This window comes from Collinsella aerofaciens (genome assembly GCF_028206795.1).
Lineage (GTDB): Bacteria > Actinomycetota > Coriobacteriia > Coriobacteriales > Coriobacteriaceae > Collinsella > Collinsella aerofaciens_AX.
Genome location: NZ_JAQLFJ010000004.1, coordinates 68,666 through 89,492, shown reverse-complemented (window position 1 = coordinate 89,492; position 20,827 = coordinate 68,666). Strand labels below are relative to the sequence as shown.

At 60.1% G+C, this 20,827-nt stretch carries 16 protein-coding genes; all 16 read right to left on the bottom strand.

The genetic code is table 11. The features are described 5' to 3' along the window. Positions 1-12: 12 nt before the first annotated feature. The 16 genes from murD to arcA (PMX70_RS03570) all read right to left on the bottom strand — a co-directional run bounded on the left by murD (position 13) and on the right by arcA (PMX70_RS03570) (position 20,799). Positions 13-1,419: a UDP-N-acetylmuramoyl-L-alanine--D-glutamate ligase gene (gene murD, locus PMX70_RS03645; protein WP_271742914.1), complete on the bottom strand. Its 1,407-nt coding sequence runs from the start codon at positions 1,417-1,419 to the stop codon at positions 13-15. Between the two features lie 9 nt (positions 1,420-1,428). Then, a complete protein-coding gene (mraY, locus tag PMX70_RS03640; RefSeq protein WP_089571579.1) occupies positions 1,429-2,448 on the bottom strand; it encodes a phospho-N-acetylmuramoyl-pentapeptide-transferase in 1,020 nt (339 codons plus the stop codon). A gap of 3 nt (positions 2,449-2,451) precedes the next feature. Beyond that, positions 2,452-3,876: a UDP-N-acetylmuramoyl-tripeptide--D-alanyl-D-alanine ligase gene (locus tag PMX70_RS03635; protein ID WP_271742913.1), complete on the bottom strand. Its 1,425-nt coding sequence runs from the start codon at positions 3,874-3,876 to the stop codon at positions 2,452-2,454. A gap of 127 nt (positions 3,877-4,003) precedes the next feature. After that, a complete protein-coding gene (locus PMX70_RS03630; RefSeq protein ID WP_195568167.1) occupies positions 4,004-5,626 on the bottom strand; it encodes a peptidoglycan D,D-transpeptidase FtsI family protein in 1,623 nt (540 codons plus the stop codon). A gap of 260 nt (positions 5,627-5,886) precedes the next feature. Then, on the bottom strand, positions 5,887-6,357 hold the full coding sequence (locus PMX70_RS03625; RefSeq protein WP_022094483.1) for a hypothetical protein: 471 nt from the start codon (positions 6,355-6,357) through the stop codon (positions 5,887-5,889). 90 nt (positions 6,358-6,447) lie between these two features. Beyond that, positions 6,448-7,413: a 16S rRNA (cytosine(1402)-N(4))-methyltransferase RsmH gene (rsmH, locus tag PMX70_RS03620; protein ID WP_006234266.1), complete on the bottom strand. Its 966-nt coding sequence runs from the start codon at positions 7,411-7,413 to the stop codon at positions 6,448-6,450. Between the two features lie 20 nt (positions 7,414-7,433). Continuing rightward, on the bottom strand, positions 7,434-7,868 hold the full coding sequence (locus PMX70_RS03615) for a division/cell wall cluster transcriptional repressor MraZ (RefSeq protein ID WP_006234269.1): 435 nt from the start codon (positions 7,866-7,868) through the stop codon (positions 7,434-7,436). Positions 7,869-8,330: 462 nt separating this feature from the next. Next, positions 8,331-9,272, bottom strand: a complete 942-nt coding sequence (xerD, locus tag PMX70_RS03610) for a site-specific tyrosine recombinase XerD (RefSeq protein WP_172544915.1) — start codon at positions 9,270-9,272, stop codon at positions 8,331-8,333. 2 nt (positions 9,273-9,274) lie between these two features. Then, a complete protein-coding gene (locus tag PMX70_RS03605) occupies positions 9,275-10,936 on the bottom strand; it encodes a CTP synthase (protein WP_006234274.1) in 1,662 nt (553 codons plus the stop codon). Positions 10,937-11,114: 178 nt separating this feature from the next. After that, positions 11,115-11,453 carry a helix-turn-helix domain-containing protein gene (locus tag PMX70_RS03600; protein WP_040358312.1) on the bottom strand — a complete coding sequence of 113 codons (339 nt, stop codon included), beginning with the start codon at positions 11,451-11,453 and terminating at the stop codon, positions 11,115-11,117. A 256-nt stretch (positions 11,454-11,709) separates the two neighbouring features. After that, positions 11,710-13,191, bottom strand: a complete 1,482-nt coding sequence (locus PMX70_RS03595) for a DUF1846 domain-containing protein (RefSeq protein WP_006234276.1) — start codon at positions 13,189-13,191, stop codon at positions 11,710-11,712. Positions 13,192-13,748: 557 nt separating this feature from the next. Continuing rightward, positions 13,749-15,236, bottom strand: a complete 1,488-nt coding sequence (locus tag PMX70_RS03590) for a YfcC family protein (protein WP_369831459.1) — start codon at positions 15,234-15,236, stop codon at positions 13,749-13,751. A 138-nt stretch (positions 15,237-15,374) separates the two neighbouring features. Continuing rightward, on the bottom strand, positions 15,375-16,370 hold the full coding sequence (gene argF / locus PMX70_RS03585) for an ornithine carbamoyltransferase (protein ID WP_006234279.1): 996 nt from the start codon (positions 16,368-16,370) through the stop codon (positions 15,375-15,377). A gap of 105 nt (positions 16,371-16,475) precedes the next feature. Further along, on the bottom strand, positions 16,476-17,717 hold the full coding sequence (gene arcA, locus PMX70_RS03580) for an arginine deiminase (protein WP_271742912.1): 1,242 nt from the start codon (positions 17,715-17,717) through the stop codon (positions 16,476-16,478). A 580-nt stretch (positions 17,718-18,297) separates the two neighbouring features. Further along, positions 18,298-19,422 (bottom strand): aminotransferase, encoded by a 1,125-nt coding sequence (locus tag PMX70_RS03575; RefSeq protein ID WP_271742911.1) that lies wholly within the window; start codon positions 19,420-19,422, stop codon positions 18,298-18,300. Between the two features lie 135 nt (positions 19,423-19,557). Beyond that, positions 19,558-20,799 (bottom strand): arginine deiminase, encoded by a 1,242-nt coding sequence (gene arcA / locus PMX70_RS03570; protein WP_099431519.1) that lies wholly within the window; start codon positions 20,797-20,799, stop codon positions 19,558-19,560. Between the last annotated feature and the right edge of the window lie 28 nt (positions 20,800-20,827).

Genomic DNA, 20,827 nt, shown 5'->3' with positions numbered 1-20,827 from the left:
CACCGGCAACCCCTATTCCATTTGCGATTTCGCTGCAGCGGCAAGCTGAGCCACGTAGTCCTTAAACACGCGGCCGCGCTCCTCATAGCCCGAGAACTCATCGAACGAAGAGCAGGCAGGAGAAAGTAAGATCACGTCGCCACGGCTCGACAGCGAACGGGCAACGTCCACGGCATCGCGTAGGTCATCCGCTTGGGCGATATCCACATCGCCATCGACATCGGCCTCGTCCATAGCGGCGGTAAAGCGCTCGCGCGCATCGCCAAAGCAGACGACCGAGCGCACGTTATCCATAACGACGCGCGCGAAGTCCGTGAGCGGCGTGCCCTTATCGTGGCCGCCGAGCAGCAAGATCACGTTGTCATCGGGAAATGCCGTCAGTGCCTTCTCGACCGCGTCGGTGTTGGTCGCCTTGGAATCGTTGACGTAGCGCACTCCGTCAATCTCGCCGCACGGCTCCACGCGGTGCTCGAGCGGCTGGAACGAGGCCAGACCGCGGCAGACACCATCGACATCGGCACCGACTGCCAGGGCAGCCGTGGCAGCGCACAGGGCATTGATAACATTGTGATGGCCCGAGATCTTGAGTTCGGACGTGGCGACAAGCTGAGTCTCGACGCCCTTCAGGCGCACGACCATTTTGCCGTCGCGCACAAAGGCGGCGTCTGCACCCTCGGGCTCGTCAAAAGCGACCTTGCAGATGCGACGACCCGGCGTGTAGATGCACTCATCGAACTCGTGAATGCCGGCGTCTTCGACGTCGACGACCACCAGATCGTCATCGACCATATTGTCAAACAGTTTGATCTTGGCAAGCGCATAGTTCTTATGGCTCTTATGCCAGCCCAAGTGGTCGGGAGTGATGTTGAGCAGCACCGCCACGCGAGGGTGGAGCTCGGTGGTCGTAGCAATCTGATAGCTCGAGAGCTCAGCCACAAACCACTCGTTGTGGGCTCGGCCGTCAATCTCGTTGATAGGCGGCTCGCCGATGTTGCCGACAGCTACACTGGCCTCACCGGAAGCCTTGAGCAGATAATCGGTCAGCGACGTGGTGGTCGTCTTGCCGTTGGTGCCCGTGATGGCAATCCAGTTATCGGGCGACAGGCGATAGGCAAACTCGGGCTCACCCATAATCTGGGCGGCATGCTCGCGCCCGGCCTTAAAGAAGCCCGAGAACTCCGAGATGCCCGGGCACGTCACGCATACGTCATAGGCGCCCTCGACCTGTTCGGTCCCATAGACAAACGACGCACCGGCAGCCTCGAGCGCACGCGTGGCGTCATTGGGCTCAGAGGTGCCGCCGCCATACACGGTAACGGCGCTTACGCGCTCTGGATGTGCCAGCGCCCAGCAGGCGACATCGAGACCGGATTTGCCCTGACCCAAAACGAGCAGGCTAAAGACATCAGCAAGAGGCATGAAAGACCACTATCCCAACTGGAAGAACAGAGCAAGGCCAACGGCACCAAATGCCGCAGCGATAATCCAAAAACGGATGACGACCTTGGTCTCGGCCCAACCCTTCTTTTCGAAATGATGATGGATGGGCGCCATAAGGAAGACGCGCTTGTGCGTAAAATGGAAGTAGACAACCTGAATCATGACCGACAGGGTCTCAACGATAAACAGGCCGCCGATGATGAGGGAGACGACCTCGGTGTTGGTCATGATGGACGTGCAGGCGAACGCGGCGCCCAGAGCAAGCGAGCCGGTATCGCCCATAAAGATGCTCGCCGGATAGCAGTTGAACCACAGAAAGCCCAAGCAGGCACCGGCACACGCGGTACAGAAGATGGACAGGTTCACGTCTCCGTGCAAAAACGCCATGGCAGCCATGGCGAGCATGGCGATCATGGAGGTGCCGCCAGCAAGACCGTCAAGGCCATCGGTCAGGTTCACGGCATTAGAAAGACCGGCAATCATCAGCCAGCAAAAGACAATATAGAGCCACGGGAACGAATAGCCGCAGATGGTAGTCGAAAGCACGCCAAGGTCAATCGTCAACCCACCGGGAAAACGAATCTCGGGGGCGACGCCGCACCAGTTGACGGCAAGCACCGTAAAGGTGACACAGATAATGGTTAGGCCGATCATCTTGGCATGAGGCGTCAGACCGAGCGAGCGCCCATGCGTAACGGAGGTCAGGTCGTCGATCAGGCCCAGCACGCCGGTCGCCAGCGTGGCGAGCAGTACGAGTACGAGCTCGGTGGTGAGCTTGCCCATCAGCAGGCAGGTCAGCGAGATCGCGACGAGGATGACAACGCCACCCATGGTGGGCGTTCCCTGCTTAACCAAATGACGCTTGGGGCCGTCGGCACGAACCTGCTGGCCGATACCCTCGACCTTGAGCAGCTTGATCCACCACGGCATGAGCAGCAGCGCAATGGCTGCGGCGATGCCAAGCCCCAAAAAAGCCTGATACGTTGGATACGAGGGATTGCCGAACATGGGCTAGCACACACCTTCCACAAAGCGGTCGAGCTCAACAAAGCGGGAACCCTTGACCAGTACAACATCATGTTTTTCAAGCGCGCCGCCCATGCGGTCGAGCACCTGCTGATAATCGGAGAACACCTGGATGCGGTCCTCGTCCATGCCCATCATGCGCGCGGCATCGGCCATAAGCTGGGCCAGCTCACCACCCACGCACGCCAGCATGTCGAGCTTCTTGGCGGCGGCATAGGCGCCCACGAGCTCATGCATGCGAGGAGCCTCATCGCCCATCTCGCCCATCTCGCCCAGGATCGCCATGCGAGACCCCGTGCATGAAAGCGAGCACAGCAGATCGAGGCCGGCTGCCATCGATTCGGCGCTGGCGTTATAGGAATCGTCGATGATGCGTGCACCGCTCTTGGCGCGCTTGATCTCCTGGCGGTGCCCGGTGATCGTAAGACCCCTAAAGGCAGCATCGATCTGCTCGGGCGTCACGCCCAGGCGATAGGCAACCGCGGCGGCCTTAACGGCATTAGGAACGGACTGCACGCCGGGGATGGCAAGCATGGTATCGATTGTCTCGCCCTGACCAAAATCGAGCGTAAAGACCGGACGGCCCTCGTCATCAACTCGAACGTCGCGGGCACGGACCTCATCATCGTCAGAGACACCGGCCAGCATCACGTCGATACCAGCAGGCTGGGCGAACGTATCGCGAATGAACGGCGTAAAGTCGTCCTCGCCGCCCAAAACCAGCAGCGGCAAGAAGTCGCCGGCGGCGCACATACCCTGGACAATCTCGGCCTTAGCGCGGGCGATGTTCTCGCGGCTACCCAAAATGCCGATATGAGAGGTACCAATCTTGCTCACGATGGCAAGGTTGGGATTGGCGGACTGGGACAGGCGCTCGATCTCGTGGAAATGGTTCATGCCCATCTCGAGCACCAGGACCTCGGTATCGGCCGGAGCGGAAAGCACCGTGAGCGGCATGCCGATCAGGTTATTGAAATTGCCCTTGGTGGCCCAGACACGATAGCGCTTGGCGAGCACGGCGGCGAGCACGTCCTTGGTCGTCGTCTTGCCGATAGAACCGGTAATACCAACGACCAGGCAGCCAAGCTCCAGACGGTACGTGTGCGCCAAACGCAGCAGAAACTCCTCGGGATCATCGGTCAGCAAGATGGCACAGCCCTTGTCCTGCGCCAGCGAGACCAGCTCGGCCTCGGGCTCACGCGTCATCACGACGGCGCCGGCGCCCGACTGGACGGCACGGGAAGCAAAATCATTGCCGTCGACGTTTTCACCGGGAAAGGCGACGAAAATCGTCCCTTCCTCGACCTGGCGCGAGTCGATAACGCACCCGCGGCATACCCGATCGGCTTCTCCCGTCACGGTTCGGGCCCCTGTTGCGGCCGCGAGGTTGTTGACGGCGATCTCTATCATTGCAGCTCCCCTGTAAACCTAATAATGCTATCGGCGTATTGTATCCCAGCGCCGCGCATGCGTGGTGCAGGGCATGTGAACACCCCTCATATGGGACAACAAACCACGCCCCAAAGATTGTAACCCCCTACTTCGTGTGCGGGATACCCAGCACGTCGAGCGCGTTGGCCATAATGGACTGGAACGGCACCGCAGCGGCATCTGAGCCGCTCGGCGTTCCGTCGAGCGTGATATAGCACAGCACCTTGGGCGATTGTGCCGGCGCAAAGCCCATAAAGGACGACATGTAGTTCTCCTTGAGGTAGCCGCCGTTCTCGTCGGCTCGTTCGGCCGTACCGGTCTTACCCGCCACGTCATAGCCGTCAACCGCGCCGCCAACGCCCGTTCCCTCGGACACGACCGTCTGCATGCACGATGTCACCTGGGATGCGGCGTCCTCAGAAATCGCGCGCTCGCCTTCGCCCCAGTCCTTCTCGTCGCCTTTGCTGGACTTATAGAAGTGCGGGGTCATCATCACGCCGCCGTTGGCGATGCCGCCCACGGCACGTGCGATCTCAATCGGCGAGACGGACAGCGCCTGTCCAAAGCTCATCGATCCCAGCGTGGCGCCGTCATACTGGTCACGCTCCTTGACGATGCCCAGGCTCTCGCCCGGAAAATCGACACCGGAGCTGTGACCTATGCCCCACTTGTCCACATAGGCGGCAAAGTCGTCCGCACCGATCTTGCGCCCCACCAGGACAAAGCCCACGTTGGACGAACGGCGCATCATCTCGCGCACATCCATGGTCATGGCATAGTCGCGCTTGTCGGCATCGGTGACGGTATCGTCACCCACCTTGATGCTCGCCGGCACCTCAAACGACGTACTCGATCGCACGACGCCCAAGTCGAAGCCGGCGCCCGCCACGAGCGTCTTAAAGACCGAGCCGGGCTCGTAGGCGTCGGTGACCAGGCGCAAGTTCATATCCTCGGTCTTGGCGTTTTCCAGATCGGTCTGGTCGTAAGTCGGATACGAGCAGGCTGCCAAGATCTCGCCTGTCGTAGGATCGGTGACCAGCGCCGAGCCGTTCTTGGCCTTAGTCTTCTCAACTGCCTCTGCCAGGGCATCCTCGGCCGCACGCTGGATATTGACGTCGAGCGTCGTCACGATATCAACGCCGTCGACCGCAGCCACCTTTTTATAGGCACCGCCCGCGATATAGCTGCCGTCCCTCGCGCGCTCGCGCACAAGAGAACCGTTCGTACCGGTCAGAAGCTTGTTGTATTGCTTCTCGAGACCCGTCAAGCCGTCGTTGTCTACATTCACTACACCCAGCACCTGCGATGCCAGATTGCCGTATGGATATACGCGCTTCATGGCCTGCTCAAAAAGCACGCCGGGCAGGTTCTTCTTCTCCAGCGCCGCAGCATCGTCTTCGTCCACCTGGCGCTTGATATACACCCAGGTGCCATCGGACTCGACGAGCTTGCGGCAGGTCTTTTTATCGATCCCAGTTGCCTTGACCAGCGCCGACACCGTCTTGTCAACATCCTCGACAAGCTGCGGGTTCACGGCGATGTTGCGACATTCGACCGACGACGCTAGCACGTTACCGTTGCGGTCGTAGATGGTGCCGCGTTTGGCATAGAGGGTCTGCGCAAGCAGGCGGCGCGCATCGGCACGCTCGCGCAGTTTATCGGCTTCGACAATTTGATAGTCGGCAAGGCGAAAGACGCCCAAGCCCAAGCCAAACCCAATGAATCCCATGACGGCTTTGCGGCGAGGCAGAGGCGCGCCTGTGAGCCATTCGGTCGACGAACTCTTGCGCGACCTGTTGTTATGCACTTGAGGGCCGCCCGAGCCGCGAAGTCGCGACGCCGGGTCGTTGCCACGGGACTGCCCGGCGTTGTAAGATTGCCGACCCGTTCCTTGATAACCAGAACGTCCCCGCGACGAGGGACGTCCAGAACCGCGGCCCCCATCGGAACCGCGGCGATAGTCATTTGTCATACTCAGCTACCGTCTTGCTACTGAGCGGTCGCGGTCGCGTTGGCGCCCGCGGCTGCATCCTGCGAAAAGTCAAGTGTAACGCTCTCGCTGGGCTCCACCATGCCATAAGCGCCCGCAAGGTCGCGAATGCGCGTGTCGGCGCCATAGACCGAATGCATGACCTCCAGGTCGGAGCTCTCATCGGTCGCCTTTTCGAGCGTGTTGGTAAGCTCGGCGTTGCTGTTGAGCACCTGGGCCGTAACGCCGGCGAGCGCCACGCGGGCGACGCCGATCGTCATGAAGATAGCCGCAATGATGCAAAACGTTTTAAGAACGCTCATGAAAACCGGGCTTACCGCCTGGTTTGCCTGACGGCCCGCGCCCGTGTAGACATCAAAGCGCGGCGTGCGCTGCTCACGGGGAGCAACGGGGGCCTGCGGCGTCTCACGATAGGCGGGCATGGCGTTCATATCATAGGCGAGTGCTGCGCTTGAAGTGTTGTAGCCCATGATATGCCGCCTCCCATCCCGAGTACGTTGGTAGTGTGTTTAAGCTTCGTTTATGGTGCGAGCGGGAGGTCCAATATCGCGCGGTCGCGCCTACAGACGCTGCGCCACGCGGATTTTGGCTGATCTCGCCCGAGGGTTGCGCTCAACCTCATCAGGCTGGGCAACCAAGGGTTTGCGGGTGATGACCTTGAGTATCGGCACGTTGCCGCACACGCACACCGGAATCTCCGGCGGACACGTGCACCCCTGGCTCATCTCCTTAAAGTGGTTCTTTACGATACGGTCCTCGAGCGAGTGATACGAGATGACGCAGATACGTCCGCCCGGGTTGAGCCACCTGGTGGCGGCATCAAGCCCTCGTTCGAGCACATCGAGCTCGTGATTGACCTCGATGCGAATGGCCTGGAAACTTTTCTTGGCCGGGTGTCCGCCATGCCGACGAGCGGCAGCCGGGATACCCGCCTTGATGATCTCGACAAATTGGCCGGTGGTTTCGATCGGTTCTTGCTCGCGGCGGCGCACGATCTCGCGCGCGATCTGCGAGGCGAACTTCTCTTCGCCGTAGACGCGTAGAATCCGGGCGAGGTCGTGTTCGTTATAGGTGTTGATGACCTCAGCTGCGTTTAAGGTGTTATTACCCGGATCCATCCGCATGTCCAATGGGGCGTCCTCGTTATACGAAAAGCCCCTGCCAGGGATATCGAGTTGCGGTGACGAAACGCCCAAATCGAACAGGAAGCCATCGACCCCGGGCACCTCGGCCGAGCAAAGCAGCTCGTCCAAGTCGCCGAAGTTGCCCTTCAGCAGCTGGTGCGGAACGCCGGGAACCTCGCGGTCCAGACGGGCGCCAGCGGCCTCGAGGGCCATGTCGTCCTGATCGACGCCGAGCAAAAGGCCCGTCTCCCCCACCTGCGCGGCCATCTTTACCGAATGGCCGGCACCGCCAAGGGTGCAATCGCAGACAACGGAGCCGCTCTTTAGCCGCAGCGACTCAAGCACTTCGCCGAGCATGACAGGTTCATGCCGATATTCTTGTGTCAAGATCCCACGCTCCATCCGTTACCCGTGCCTTGCCCTTACGAGAAGAAGAGGTCCAGCAGGGCCTCATCGTCATCGTCCTCATCGGCCGCGGCGCGATCCCAAACCTCAAGGTGGTCGTAGTTGCCCACAACCGTGACCTCGCGGTCGAGGTTCGCCTGCTTGCGGAGAGACTCGGAAAGACCGATACGACCGGCGCTGTCCACGTCCATCGACGTGGTGCGCTTGTTGATCGCCCTCATGAGCTTCTGGTCGTTAATGTCACGCGGGTTAAAACCCTCGTGGCCCTCACGACCCGCGAAGAGTCCTTCGACCCACTTATCGAAGGCCTCGGCAGAGAACACGTACAGAGCATCGACATCCAGGGCTTTAAACACGCGAACGTGCTCTCCAAGCTCCTCGCGAAGGGGTGCAGGCAGGGATAGACGACCTTTTGCATCGAGATTGCGCTCGTATGCACCAGTCATTCCCATGTGCGCCCTCCCCTCGGTTACTCAGATGGCACGTACGCGGGGAACCACCCCGCCTGTCGACGTCATCAATAATATGGGGAACCGCCCCATTTTTCAACACCTTTCCCCACCCCTTCCCCCACCCCGCCCCACCATTCCACCCCCAATATGTTGTAAAACACCCCCGAGCATATGTTCGAAAACACAATATGTTGTGTTTACAGCAAAGGCGGGATGCCACCTGTGGCACCCCGCCTTTCAACCTCAACCTTCAAGTTGACCTTGAGGCGATTTTTGCGTCCCTTTACATGGCGTTCACATCGCCCCCAAACTCCCCCACCCAAGGCACGTGCGGCCCACCACCGCGACGACAAGTGGCGAAAAATGGGACGGGCCCCAGATTGCCCATGCGCGCGCAAAAGCACGCCGCAGCAATCTGGGGCCCGTCCCCAAATACCTATAAATATGCAGGCCAGCGATGTGTTAACGATGCGCCAGCGGATGCGCCGCCAGATAGACCTCGGTCAGTTGCGTGCGGTCGACATGCGTGTAGACCTGCGTGGTCGAAATATCGGCATGGCCCAAAATCTCCTGCAGCACACGCAGGTCGGCACCGCCCGCGAGCATGTGGGTGGCAAAGGAGTGGCGCAAGGTATGGGGATGGAGCCCCACCAGCCCCACCTGACGCCCATACCGCTCGCATATCGCATGCACGGCCTGGCGCGACAGGCGACGTCCGTTCTTATTTAAAAAGACCGCCGAGGTCTCGGTTCCGCGGGCATGGGCCGCCAAGCGAGAACGTCCCTCAGTTACATAGAGCATCAGAGCTCGCGCCGCGCTTCCCACCAGCGGGGACAGGCGTTCCTTTGAGCCCTTACCGCGAACGAGTACAAAGCCATCGTCAATATGGATATCGCCCACATCGAGCCCCACCAACTCGCTCACACGCAAACCGCATCCGTAGAGCACTTCCAAGATGGCATGGTCGCGCAAGCCCATCTCGCCCTCGGGGAAGTCTTGATCGAGCAGAGCCGAGACATCCTCCACCGATAGATACTCCGGCAAACGCTCAGCCTTTTTAGGCAGGCGCAACGCCGCCGTTGGATTTTGGGCTACAGCCCCATCGCGCACCAAAAAGGCATGCAGGCCCTTCACGGCTGCAAGCGCACGCTCCACCGAGGCATCGGAATAGCCCCCATCGCGACGGTCGGCGACAAAGCCCTCCACGACCTGACGAGTCACCTCTTCAAAAGACACAATACCCGCCCGCTCCAGATAGGCGCAGTACGTCGTCAGGTCACGACGATAGGCCGCAATCGTGTTGCGCGCCAAACCCCGCTCGACCGCGAGGTAATCGAGATACTCCCCCGCCGCCACGGCGAGCGACGAGGGAGTAGCTTCGGTATGTTCCTTATTCGCCGGCACCCTTAGTCCGTAGCGAGGTTCATGGGCGTCACCTGCAGACGGTCGACACCCTCGTGCTGGCCGATCGAAGCGCGTACGAACTCGCGGAACAGCGGCTGCGGGTTGGTCGGGCGGCTCTTGAACTCGGGATGAGCCTGGGTTGCCACATACCACGGATGCACGTCGCGCGGCAGCTCGACCATCTCGACCAGGCGCTCGTCAGGCGACAGACCCGAGATAACCAAACCGGCGTCCTCGAGCTGGTCGCGGAAGGCGTTGTTGAACTCAAAGCGGTGACGGTGACGCTCGTAGACGAGTTCCTCGCCATATGCCTCGCGAGCAAGGGTATCGGCGGCGAGCTTGCACGGATAGGCGCCCAGGCGCATGGTGCCGCCCTTCTCGGTCACGTCCTCCTGCGAGCTCATCAGATCGATGACACTATACGGGCCATCCGGATCGAACTCAGAGGAGCTGGCGCCGGCAAGGCCGACGACATTGCGCGCAAATTCGCACACGGCCACCTGCATACCCAGGCAAATGCCCAGATACGGAATCTTGTGCTCACGGGCAAACTCGGCCGCGAGGATCTTGCCCTCCAGGGCGCGCTTGCCAAAGCCGCCGGGGACCAGGATGCCCGAGGCGTCGCCCAGAACCTCGGAGACATTCTGCTCGTCGAGGCTCTCGCCGTCGACCAGCTGGACGTCCACATGGCGATCGTAGAAGACGCCCGCATGGTGCAGGGCCTCGATAACCGACAGGTACGCATCGGGCAGCTGCGTGTACTTGCCCACGACGGCGATCTTCACCTTGTCGGCGTGATGGTTGGCGTGATTCTGTTTGCGCAGGAACTCGTTCCACTCGCTCATGTCGCGCTCACGCGGGTCCAGACCCAGGCGCTCGCAAATGCGCAGGTCAAAGTCCTGCTCGGCAAGCAGCTGCGGAACATCGTAAATGCTCGCGCAGTCCTCGTTGGTAAAGACGCAATCGGTGTCGACGTCGCAGAAGCTTGCGATCTTTCCGCGGATAGCGTCATCGATATGGTGGTCGGAGCGCAGCACGATAATATCGGGCTGGATGCCAAAGCTGCGGAGCTCCTTGACGGAATGCTGTGTGGGCTTGGTCTTGACCTCGTGGGCGGCGGCGATATAGGGAACGAGCGACACGTGGATGTAGCAGACGTTCTCGGGGCCGGCCTCCTTGCGGTACTGACGGATGGCCTCGACAAACGGCTGGGACTCGATGTCGCCAATCGTGCCGCCCAGCTCGGTGATGACTACATCGGAGCCGGTCTGCTCCTCGATGCGGCGGAACTTGTCCTTAATGGCATTGGTGACGTGGGGAATCACCTGCACGGTACCGCCCAAAAAGTCGCCGCGACGCTCGCGGGCGATTAGGCTTTTGTAGATGGCACCGGTCGTAAAGTTGGAATCGCGGGTCAGGTTCTCATCAATAAAGCGCTCGTAATGACCCAGGTCCAGGTCGGACTCGTAACCATCCTCGGTAACGAAGACCTCACCATGCTGGAACGGGCTCATGGTACCGGGGTCGACGTTCAGATACGGGTCGGCCTTCTGCATCGTTACTTTGTAGCCACGCGACTTGAGCAGACGGCCCAGCGAGGCCGCGGTGATACCCTTGCCCAGGGACGAAACCACGCCACCGGTTACGAACACATGCTTGGTCATATTGAGTTACCTGCGCTTCCCGTAGAAGTTGTTTATCCACATCTTACGGGTCTTCATTGTAATACTCGCGCCGCGGACCGTTCGCAATTTTTCTCGCGTGCGATTGCATTTCTCAATCTTGAAACAAAACGCCGCCCGGTTTCCCAGGCGGCGTCGCTATGGCAAGGGTTACATGCTGCTATCGATCAGCAACCTCGTCCTCAAGCATTTCTTGAACGAGCATGCCAGTACGGACGCCCTCAAGATACCACTCGCCACGTTCGGTGAGGCAAATGCCATTTGCAAGCTGACCGCCGTCGTCGCTATAACGCGAGACGACATCAATCATACCTTCGGAATCCAAGCGATCGATTGCGGCGCGGGCACGATACGGCGAAACCCCCACGCGCTCGGCAAGCGTTTTGCGCGAGAAACCATACGGCCCGCCATTGTCTTCGGTTTGCTGGTCGATCTCCATCAACACCAGCACCTCGACACGCTTCATATCGTTAACACTCGCACGACCCTTGCCCGCCATAGCAGCCTCCTCAAACCGAGCACGAGCATCTAACGCGCCGTGCGCGACCGACACACCTCACGATGGCAGGTAATATCCATCATGCGGCATCCCGCTAAGGATGAAACAGTTACGGTTATTGTATACCGCTCAAATTGTTTCTAGGCAGGTAAACAGCTATTTTTCGCCGAAATAGACGCTTTATTGATCAAAAAGCCGTACCGGGCGCTAACCCGATACGGCCAAAATGCAATGCAATTACCGCGGTGCTTCAAACTTAGCGATGGAAGAAACCGCGGCGCTCAAACTTGGGCTCGCAGCACACGTTGATACCCAACTTGCGCAGTACCGTCTCGTCCGTCGGCGAGATAATCACGCTAAAGAAGGCATCGCAACCGCGCAGCTGCTCCAGGCCCGAAAGGACGCGAGCGGCCGTCTCACTCGTGGCCGAGGTGATCGACAGCGCCATAAGCGTCTCGTCGGTGTGGAGGCGCGGGTTTTTGCTGCCCAGGAAATGCGTCTTGAGCTTGCTGATGGGCTCGATCGCCTCATCGCTAATGACCTCGAGCTCAAGGTCGACGCCCGAGACATGCTTGAGGGCGTTCATAATGAGCGAACTTGCGGCGCCCAGGCGCGTGGAGGTCTTACCGGTCACCACGGAGCCATCGGGCATGACCATGGCACCCACGGGACCACCCGTCAGCTGCTCCCTGGTGAGGGCCGCCGAGCGCGCCGGTGAGTAGTTCTTATCGATGCCGGCTTTCTTCATAATAATCTTGAGACGGTCGACTTGCTCATCGCCCACGCCGGTACGGCGCACATTTTCGACCGCGGTAAAGTAGCGGCGGACGATCTCCATCTTGGAAGCGTCGCGGCAGGCATCGTCATCGGTGATGGCAAAGCCGACCATATTGACGCCCATGTCCGTAGGACTCTGGTAGGGGCTCTTGCCCAGGATCTTTTCCATCAGGGCACGGACCACCGGGAAGGCCTCGACGTCGCGGTTGTAGTTGACCGTGGTCTTGTTGTAGGCCTCAAGGTGGAACGAATCGATGATATTGGCGTCGTCGAGGTCGGCCGTGGCGGCCTCGTAGGCAATATTGACCGGATGCGTCAGAGGAAGATTCCAGACTGGGAAGGTCTCAAACTTGGCATAGCCGGCGGCGGTACCGTGCTTATGCTCATGATACAGCTGCGACAGACAGGTGGCGAGCTTGCCCGAGCCAGGGCCGGGCGCCGTCACGACGACGAGCGGACGGGTGGTCTCGACAAACTCGTTCTTGCCATAGCCGTCGTCGGACACGATCAGGTCGACGTCGTGCGGATAGCCCTCGATGGGATAGTGCAGCTTGGCAGGAATGCCGAGCGCGTTCAGGCGATTGCGGAACACATCGGCGGCGGGCTGGCCGGCGTACTGGGTGATGACCACGGCCGCGACAGCAAAGCCGTTGCCGCGGAACAGGTCAACCAGGCGCAGCACATCCTCGTCATAGGTAATGCCAAGGTCACCACGAGCCTTGTTCTTCTCGATGTGGTTCGCGTTAATGGCGATGATGACCTCGACGTCGTCGGCTATGCTCTTGAGCATGCGAAACTTGCTGTCCGGCTCAAAACCCGGCAGCACGCGGCTCGCGTGATAGTCGTCAAACAGCTTGCCGCCAAACTCCAAATACAGCTTGCCGCCAAACTGCGAGATGCGCTCCTTAATATGAGCGGCCTGCAGCTCGATATACTTCGCGTTGTCGAAACCCTGACGCATGTATGGCTCCCGTCCCGTTTCCATTTAATGTTCTAGGCGATTATAACGGAGCCCGCCCTCCCCGATGCCCAGGCCATCAACAGGCACCAACCAAACACGCCCACCGCAACCCACGGGGAACCGGGGTAGCTAATTTGAAGCAGGAACCAAGTCACTCCGCACCAACAATGGAAACGTCACAGGCAGAGCCAAAGTCAACGAACGGGCACCAGAGCGGGCAAGCTGTTCCCCTGCACCAACAATAACAGCGTCGCAGGTTGAGCATAAGTCAGCGAGCGCCGTCCAGAACGTACAAGTTGGCATGAAAAAGGCAAGGCATAGACCTTTTGGTCATGCCTTGCCTTTTGAATGACAAATTGTAGTTCTGGGCGGCGCGCAGCGTCGAGTGGTTCCGCGGTTTGGTAAAACCGCGGAACATAAGTGCGCCCCCTCCCGCGCACGGAACGGGAGGAGGCTAAAGGTAGGAGTCTACCGGTGGGGTTACCCCACCGGACAGACGATGACCAGGTGATCCTTTACAGGATCGTCATGGTTTCCGTGGGGTACCCAAGGGGTACTTAGAGCATCACGCAAGCGACGGTCAGGATGATGGCGCAGACGACGGAGAGAGCGACGATGAGCTTAAGAGCAAACTTGAGCCAGGTCGTCCACTCGATCTTAGCCAGAGCGAGACCGCCCATGATGGCACCAGAGGTCGGGGTGAACAGGTTCACGACGCCGATGGCGGCGGAGAAGATCATGACCATGACCTCGGGCGAGAAGCCGAGCTTAACAGCCAGCGGTCCCATGATGGGCATGGAGACAGTAGCCATACCGGAGGTCGAGGGGATCAGGAAGGACAGGCCGAAGTAGACCAGGAAGCTCATGGGAGCGAAGATCACGCCGGACAGGCCAGCCAGAGCATTGGCGGCAGCGTCGAGGACGTAGACGTCGAGGCCGGTGCTAGCCATGAGGACGGAGATACCACGGGCAAGAGCGATGACGAGGACAACGGACATCATGTCGGCAGCGCCGGTGATGAAGGTGTTGACGATCTGCTTCTCGGAGAGGCCACCGATGATACCGATCAGGACAGCCATGAGGAAGAACCAGGTGGAAGCCTCGTCGAAGTACCACTGGCCAATGGGCAGGCCGGTGATCAGGGCAGACCAGCCCTGAACGATGGCGTTACCGTCGGCGTCATAGACAGCGCCAGCATCGAAGAAGTTGGCGACGCCCTCGTTGAGGTCGGCCAGCGGGATGAAGCCGACGATCATGACGACGAAGGTGAAGGCAAAGGCGATCAGAACACCCTTCTGACGACCGGTGAGCTTGACCTCCTTGTGAACCTCGGAAGCAGCCTTGCCGTGAGCCTCTTCGGCGTCCTTGAGCTCCTGCATCGAAAGGATGGTGGAACCCTTGTCAGCCTTGACCTTCTTGGCATAGCTCATGACGAAGAGGATGGACATAACAGTGGTAACAATCCACAGGACGGCACCGAGACCGATGATGATGGACTGGTTGACCTCAATGCCAACGCCGGTCAGAGCGTCGACGGCAGCACCGACGGCGAACGGGTTAACCGTGGAGCCGAGGCAGCCGCAGCCAGCGCCGAGCAGGACGGTGGCAGCGCCGACCATAGGGTCGAAGCCAGCAGCCATCATGGTGGCGGCGAGCAGGGCGTAGAAGGGAACGGTCTCCTCGCACATACCATAGGTGGTACCACCGAGGGAGAAGATGAACATTAGCACGGGAATGAGCATGATCTCATTGCCCTTAAGCTTCTGCACCAGAACGGCAATGCCGTTGTCCAGGGCGCCGGTCTCGGTCATCATGCCGAGGAAGCCACCGAGGATCATAACGAAGAGGCAGACGGGCAGAGCGTCAGCGAAGCCCTTGACCGGGGCGGTGCAGAAATCGCTCAGGCGGGCAGCGGTAACCGCGCCACCGGACGTACCGGAGACGATAACGGTAACAACCGCGACGATTGCCAGCAGAGCAAGAAGAATGGTGAACGATGAAGGCATACCGCGCTTTTTCTTAGCGGTCTCAGTCATAGTTCTCATCCCCCCTTCATAAATCATTTACTGATCTCGCCCGAAGCGGCTCTTCCGTGCCGTGCATGTCGCTCGGTGCGAGATTTTTACCAGACAAAAGCGCTCGGGGTGCGCAGGAATGCACCCCGAGCGAGATGCTAGATGCTCTTACTTGAGCGTGGCGTACATGACAGCCTTGATGGTGTGCATGCGGTTCTCGGCCTCGTCGAAGACCTTGGAAGCGGGGCTCTCGAAGACCTCGTCGGTGACCTCCTGCTCGGTGATGCCGAACTGCTCGCACTTCTCGGCGCCAATGGTGGTGTTGGTGTCGTGGAAGCTGGGCAGGCAGTGCAGGAAGATGGCACCCGGGTTGGCCATAGCCATGACCTCGGAGGTGACACGATACGGGGTGAGCTGAGCGATGCGCTCGGCCCAGACCTCGTCAGGCTCGCCCATGGAGACCCACACGTCGGTGTAGATAACGTCGGCACCGGTGACGCCGTCCTTGACGTCGGTGGTCAGCTTGATGGTGCAGCCGTTGGCCTCGGCGATGGGCTTGCAGGCCTCGATGACGTCGTCAGCGGGCATGCACTCCTCGGGGCCGCAGGCCACGAAGTTCATGCCGAGCTTGGAGCAAACGACCATGAGAGAGCGAGCAACGTTGTTCTTGCAGTCACCCATGAAGACGAGGGTCTTGCCCTTGATGTCGTAGTTGAAGTTCTCCTGGACGGTCAGGATGTCGGCGAGCATCTGGGTGGGATGCCACTCAGTGGTCAGGCCGTTCCACACGGGCACGCCGGACTTAGCAGCGAGCTCCTCGACGTCGTCCTGGGCAAAGCCACGGAACTCGATGCCATCATACATGCGGCCGAGAACACGGGCGGTATCCTCGATGGACTCCTTCTTGCCCATCTGCGACGAACCCGGATCGAGGTAGGTGACGCCCATGCCCAGATCCATGCCGCCGACCTCGAAGGCGCAGCGGGTACGAGTGGAGGTCTTCTGGAAGAGCAGAACGATGTTCTTACCCTCGAGATAGCGGTGCGGAACGCCAGCGCGCTTCATATCCTTGAAGTTCTTGGAGAGCTTGAGCAGGTACTCGATCTCCTCGGTGGTGAGGTCGAGGAGCTTGAGGAAGCTACGGCCGGAGAGGTTAACACCCATGGTTCGTTTCCTTTCGAAGAAATGAATTACGTAAGTATTAGTGTCGCCCGTTTGACGGGCGAAACCGGTGCGGTTGTAGGGAGACCGCACCGGAAACGGAAAGACTTAGAGGTCCTCGCGCCAGAAGGGCATGCTCATGCAGCGCGGGCCGCCGCGGCCGCGGGAGAGCTCGGCGGAGGGCACGACGAGAAGGTCCAGGCCCTCCTTGTACAGCACGTCGTTGGTGACGGTGTTGCGCGCGTAGACGCAGATCTTGCCGGGCTCGACGCACAGGGTGTTGGAGCCGTCGTTCCACTGCTCGCGGGAGGCCGCGATCGGGTCGCCGCCGCCGCAGGGGATCAGCTTGACCTGGTCGACGCCGGTGGCGTCCTCCAGGACGTGCTCGAGGGTGTCCTCGATCAGGCGGATGTTCACGTCGCCCGGGTTCTTGCCGGCGGTCAGCTCGTAGACGCGCAGGGTGCCCATGATGGCGGGGTGGATCGTGAACTTATCGACGTCGATCTGGGTGAAGACCGTGTCGAGGTGCATGAAGGCGCGCGAGACCGGGATGGCGAAGGCCAGGATGCGCTCGGCCTTGGAGTCGGAGTTCCAGAAGATGTTCTGGGCCATGACGTCGATAGCGGCGGCCTGGGTGCGCTGGGAGATGCCGACGGCGAGGGTCTTCTCGTTGATGTTCAGCACGTCGCCGCCCTCGGTGTGGAACTGGCAGTCGCGGCGGAAGTACAGGGAGACGTCCTTGTAGTCGGGGTGGTACTTGAAGACGTACTTGCCGTACAGGGTCTCGCGGTTGCGGGTGACCGAGTACATGCGGTTGAGGTTGACGCCCTCGCCGACGACCGCGAACGGGTCGCGGGTGAAGTAGAGGTTGGGCATCGGGTCGATGATCAGGTCGGACTCGGACTCGGAGTTGACCAGGGAGTCGAGGGTCGTGGACGCCGTGAGGGGCATGTCGATCTCGGCCTTGGTCATGCCGGCCATGGTCTTCTTGACGAACTCGAGGTTGTCCTCGATGGAGTCCAGCTTCTCGCGGACGATCTGCGGCATCTGCTGGCCGCGGATGCCTGCCTCGGCGATGTACTGGTCGGTGAACTCGGCGCGGGCGCCGGGGACCTGGTCGAACACCTCTGCGACGAGGTTCTCGAGGTAGAGCACCTCCACGCCCTGGTCCTTAAGGATCTGGGCGAAGGTGTCGTGCTCCTGCTGCGCGACCTCCAGGAACGGGACGTCGTCGAACAGGAGTCGCTCGAGCTCGTCGGGCGGCAGGTTGAGGAGCTCGTCGCCGGGACGGTGCAGGCAGACCTTCCTGAGCTTGCCGATCTCGGAAGGCACGTGCAGACCTTTCGTCATGGCCTCCTACCTTTCTTTCGGGCCCTTGTCAGGGCCGATTCGTTAGCGCCCCTCCGTGTGAGGCGTTATTGCTGACGACATATTTATATCCAAAATCAGCCCATACTTCCACCTTGCCCCCGAACGGTTTTTTATGAGGGGTGAACGGCATACACATATACTTCACGCATGGTACACTTTGACTTAATAAAGTGTATCTACGTGCTTAAACGCTTTTTTAACCGGAAAATCAATTGGAACTAATCTTTCTTAAACCACCCTCGATTTGCATATTTCACGCAAAGGTATGAATAGAATTCGCAATTCTTGCTACGTCTCAACCATTTTGATTTTTATTCAGAAAAAAGTTCGTCCTATTCATTTTTAGCAACCAGGCTACCGTTTACCAGACGTTGGATACCGTTCACCGGAAGCTCAGTATAAGGCCCATCGAATACACCGCCTGCTTTTCGCCTCCATTTGTAACAAGTTGACATTTTTGGCGGTAAAGATAAACAGACCCGCTCCCCCAAAGGGAGCGGGTCTGCATTCGGTACATCTAGGGCCCAGAAAGGTTTAGGCCCTCGAAAACCTCAAGGGGCTAACGATCGAACTCGGCCAGTGCCTCGCCCAGAAGCCTCAGGCCCTCGCGGAGAACGTCTTCGCTCGCGCAGTAGCCCAGGCGTGCGCCCCAGGGAAGCTCAAAGCGGCTACCAGGAACCAGCAGCACTCCCCTCTCGGACAGCAGGCGCCTGCAGAACTCCTCGTCATCCTCGGGAATATCCAGCTGGATAAACGAGGTGGATACGCCCTGCGGGGCCGTCCAGGAGACGCGGTCCTGCGTATCAATCCAAGCCTGTGCGATATCGCGGTTGCCAAACACGATCTTACGGTTGCGCTCGAGAATCTTGTCCTTGTGCTCGAGCACGTAGGTCGCCAGGGCGTCGTTGAACACGCCGCCGCAGATCATGGTGTAGTCGCGATATGTGCGGATGCGGTTGGACACCTCTTCGTTGGCCACGACCCAGCCCACGCGGGCCGCAGGCGTCGAATAGGTCTTGGACACCGAGTTGGTGACAATAGCCTTCTCGTACACGTCGGCCATCGACATAAAGGACTCGGTGTTCCCGAGCGGCAGATACACCTCGTCGCACAGCACGTAGGCGCCCACCGAACGGGCAATCTCGGCAATCTGCCCGAGCATATCGGCATCGAGCACCGTACCGATGGGGTTCGATGCGTTATTGATGCAGACGAGCTTGGTGTTGGGGCGCACCAAGCGCTTGAGCTCATCGATATCGGGCTTCCAGCCGAGCTCCTCGCGGAGCTCCCAATACTCGACCTCGGCACCCAGCGTACGCGGAATCTCGTAGAGCGGCGCATAGGTAGGCCACTCGGCAATCACGTGATCGCCGGGCTCCACAACGGCCATGATGGCGTTGAGGTTGGCGCCCGTGCAGCCATTGGTCTGCAGAATGTGATCGGGATTGACATCGCGACGATACAGCTTGGCGACCTCGGCCTTAAATTCCGGCGATCCCTCGATCCAGCCGTAGTTCATCTTCTCGCGATCCAGGCGCTCGTAGAACGTGGCGCCGTCCTGCTCGTCCAGTGCGCGAAGCTCGCCCATGGTCAGCGACGAGATCGTCGACTGGGCGATGTCCCACGTGGCGCTCTTCTCCCAAACGTTGAGCCATTCCTCAACACCGATTGTCTTGATATCCATGGCCACCTTATCTGATCTTCATTTAGCGTCATTAAACATGAATGGGGCGGTGCGAAAGATCCGCACCGCCCCAATGGGAGACATCTAATGGCAGCTAGATGTTTGTAGTAAGACCTGTACGGGTCTTTGAAAACCTTAGAGGTCCTCGCGCCAGAAGGGCATGCTCATGCAGCGCGGGCCGCCGCGGCCGCGGGAGAGCTCGGCGGAGGGCACGACGAGAAGGTCCAGGCCCTCCTTGTACAGCACGTCGTTGGTGACGGTGTTGCGCGCGTAGACGCAGATCTTGCCGGGCTCGACGCACAGGGTGTTGGAGCCGTCGTTCCACTGCTCGCGGGAGGCCGCGATCGGGTCGCCGCCGCCGCAGGGGATCAGCTTGACCTGGTCGACGCCGGTGGCGTCCTCCAGGACGTGCTCGAGGGTGTCCTCGATCAGGCGGATGTTCACGTCGCCCGGGTTCTTGCCGGCGGTCAGCTCGTAGACGCGCAGGGTGCCCATGATGGCGGGGTGGATCGTGAACTTATCGACGTCGATCTGGGTGAAGACCGTGTCGAGGTGCATGAAGGCGCGCGAGACCGGGATGTCGAAGGCCAGGATGCGCTCGACCTTGGAGTCGGAGTTCCAGAAGATGTTCTGGGCCATGACGTCGATAGCGGCGGCCTGGGTGCGCTGGGAGATGCCGACGGCGAGGGTCTTCTCGTTGATGTTCAGCACGTCGCCGCCCTCGGTGTGGAACTGGCAGTCGCGGCGGAAGTACAGGGAGACGTCCTTGTAGTCGGGGTGGTACTTGAAGACGTACTTGCCGTACAGGGTCTCGCGGTTGCGGGTGACCGAGTACATGCGGTTGAGGTTGACGCCCTCGCCGACGACCGCGAACGGGTCGCGGGTGAAGTAGAGGTTGGGCATCGGGTCGATGATCAGGTCGGACTCGGACTCGGAGTTGACCAGGGAGTCGAGGGTCGTGGACGCCGTGAGGGGCATGTCGATCTCGGCCTTGGTCATGCCGGCCATGGTCTTCTTGACGAACTCGAGGTTGTCCTCGATGGAGTCCAGCTTCTCGCGGACGATCTGCGGCATGTGCTGGCCGCGGATGCCGGCCTCGGCGATGTACTGGTCGGTGAACTCGGCGCGGGCGCCGGGGACCTGGTCGAACACCTCAGCGACGAGGTTCTCGAGATAGAGGACCTCCACGCCCTGGTCCCTCAGGATCTGGGCGAAGGTGTCGTGCTCCTGCTGCGCGACCTCCAGGAACGGGACGTCGTCGAACAGGAGTCGCTCGAGCTCGTCGGGCGGCAGGTTGAGGAGCTCGTCGCCGGGACGGTGCAGGCAGACCTTCCTGAGCTTGCCGATCTCGGAAGGCACGTGCAGACCTTTCGTCATGGCCTCCTACCTTTCTTTCGGGCCTTTC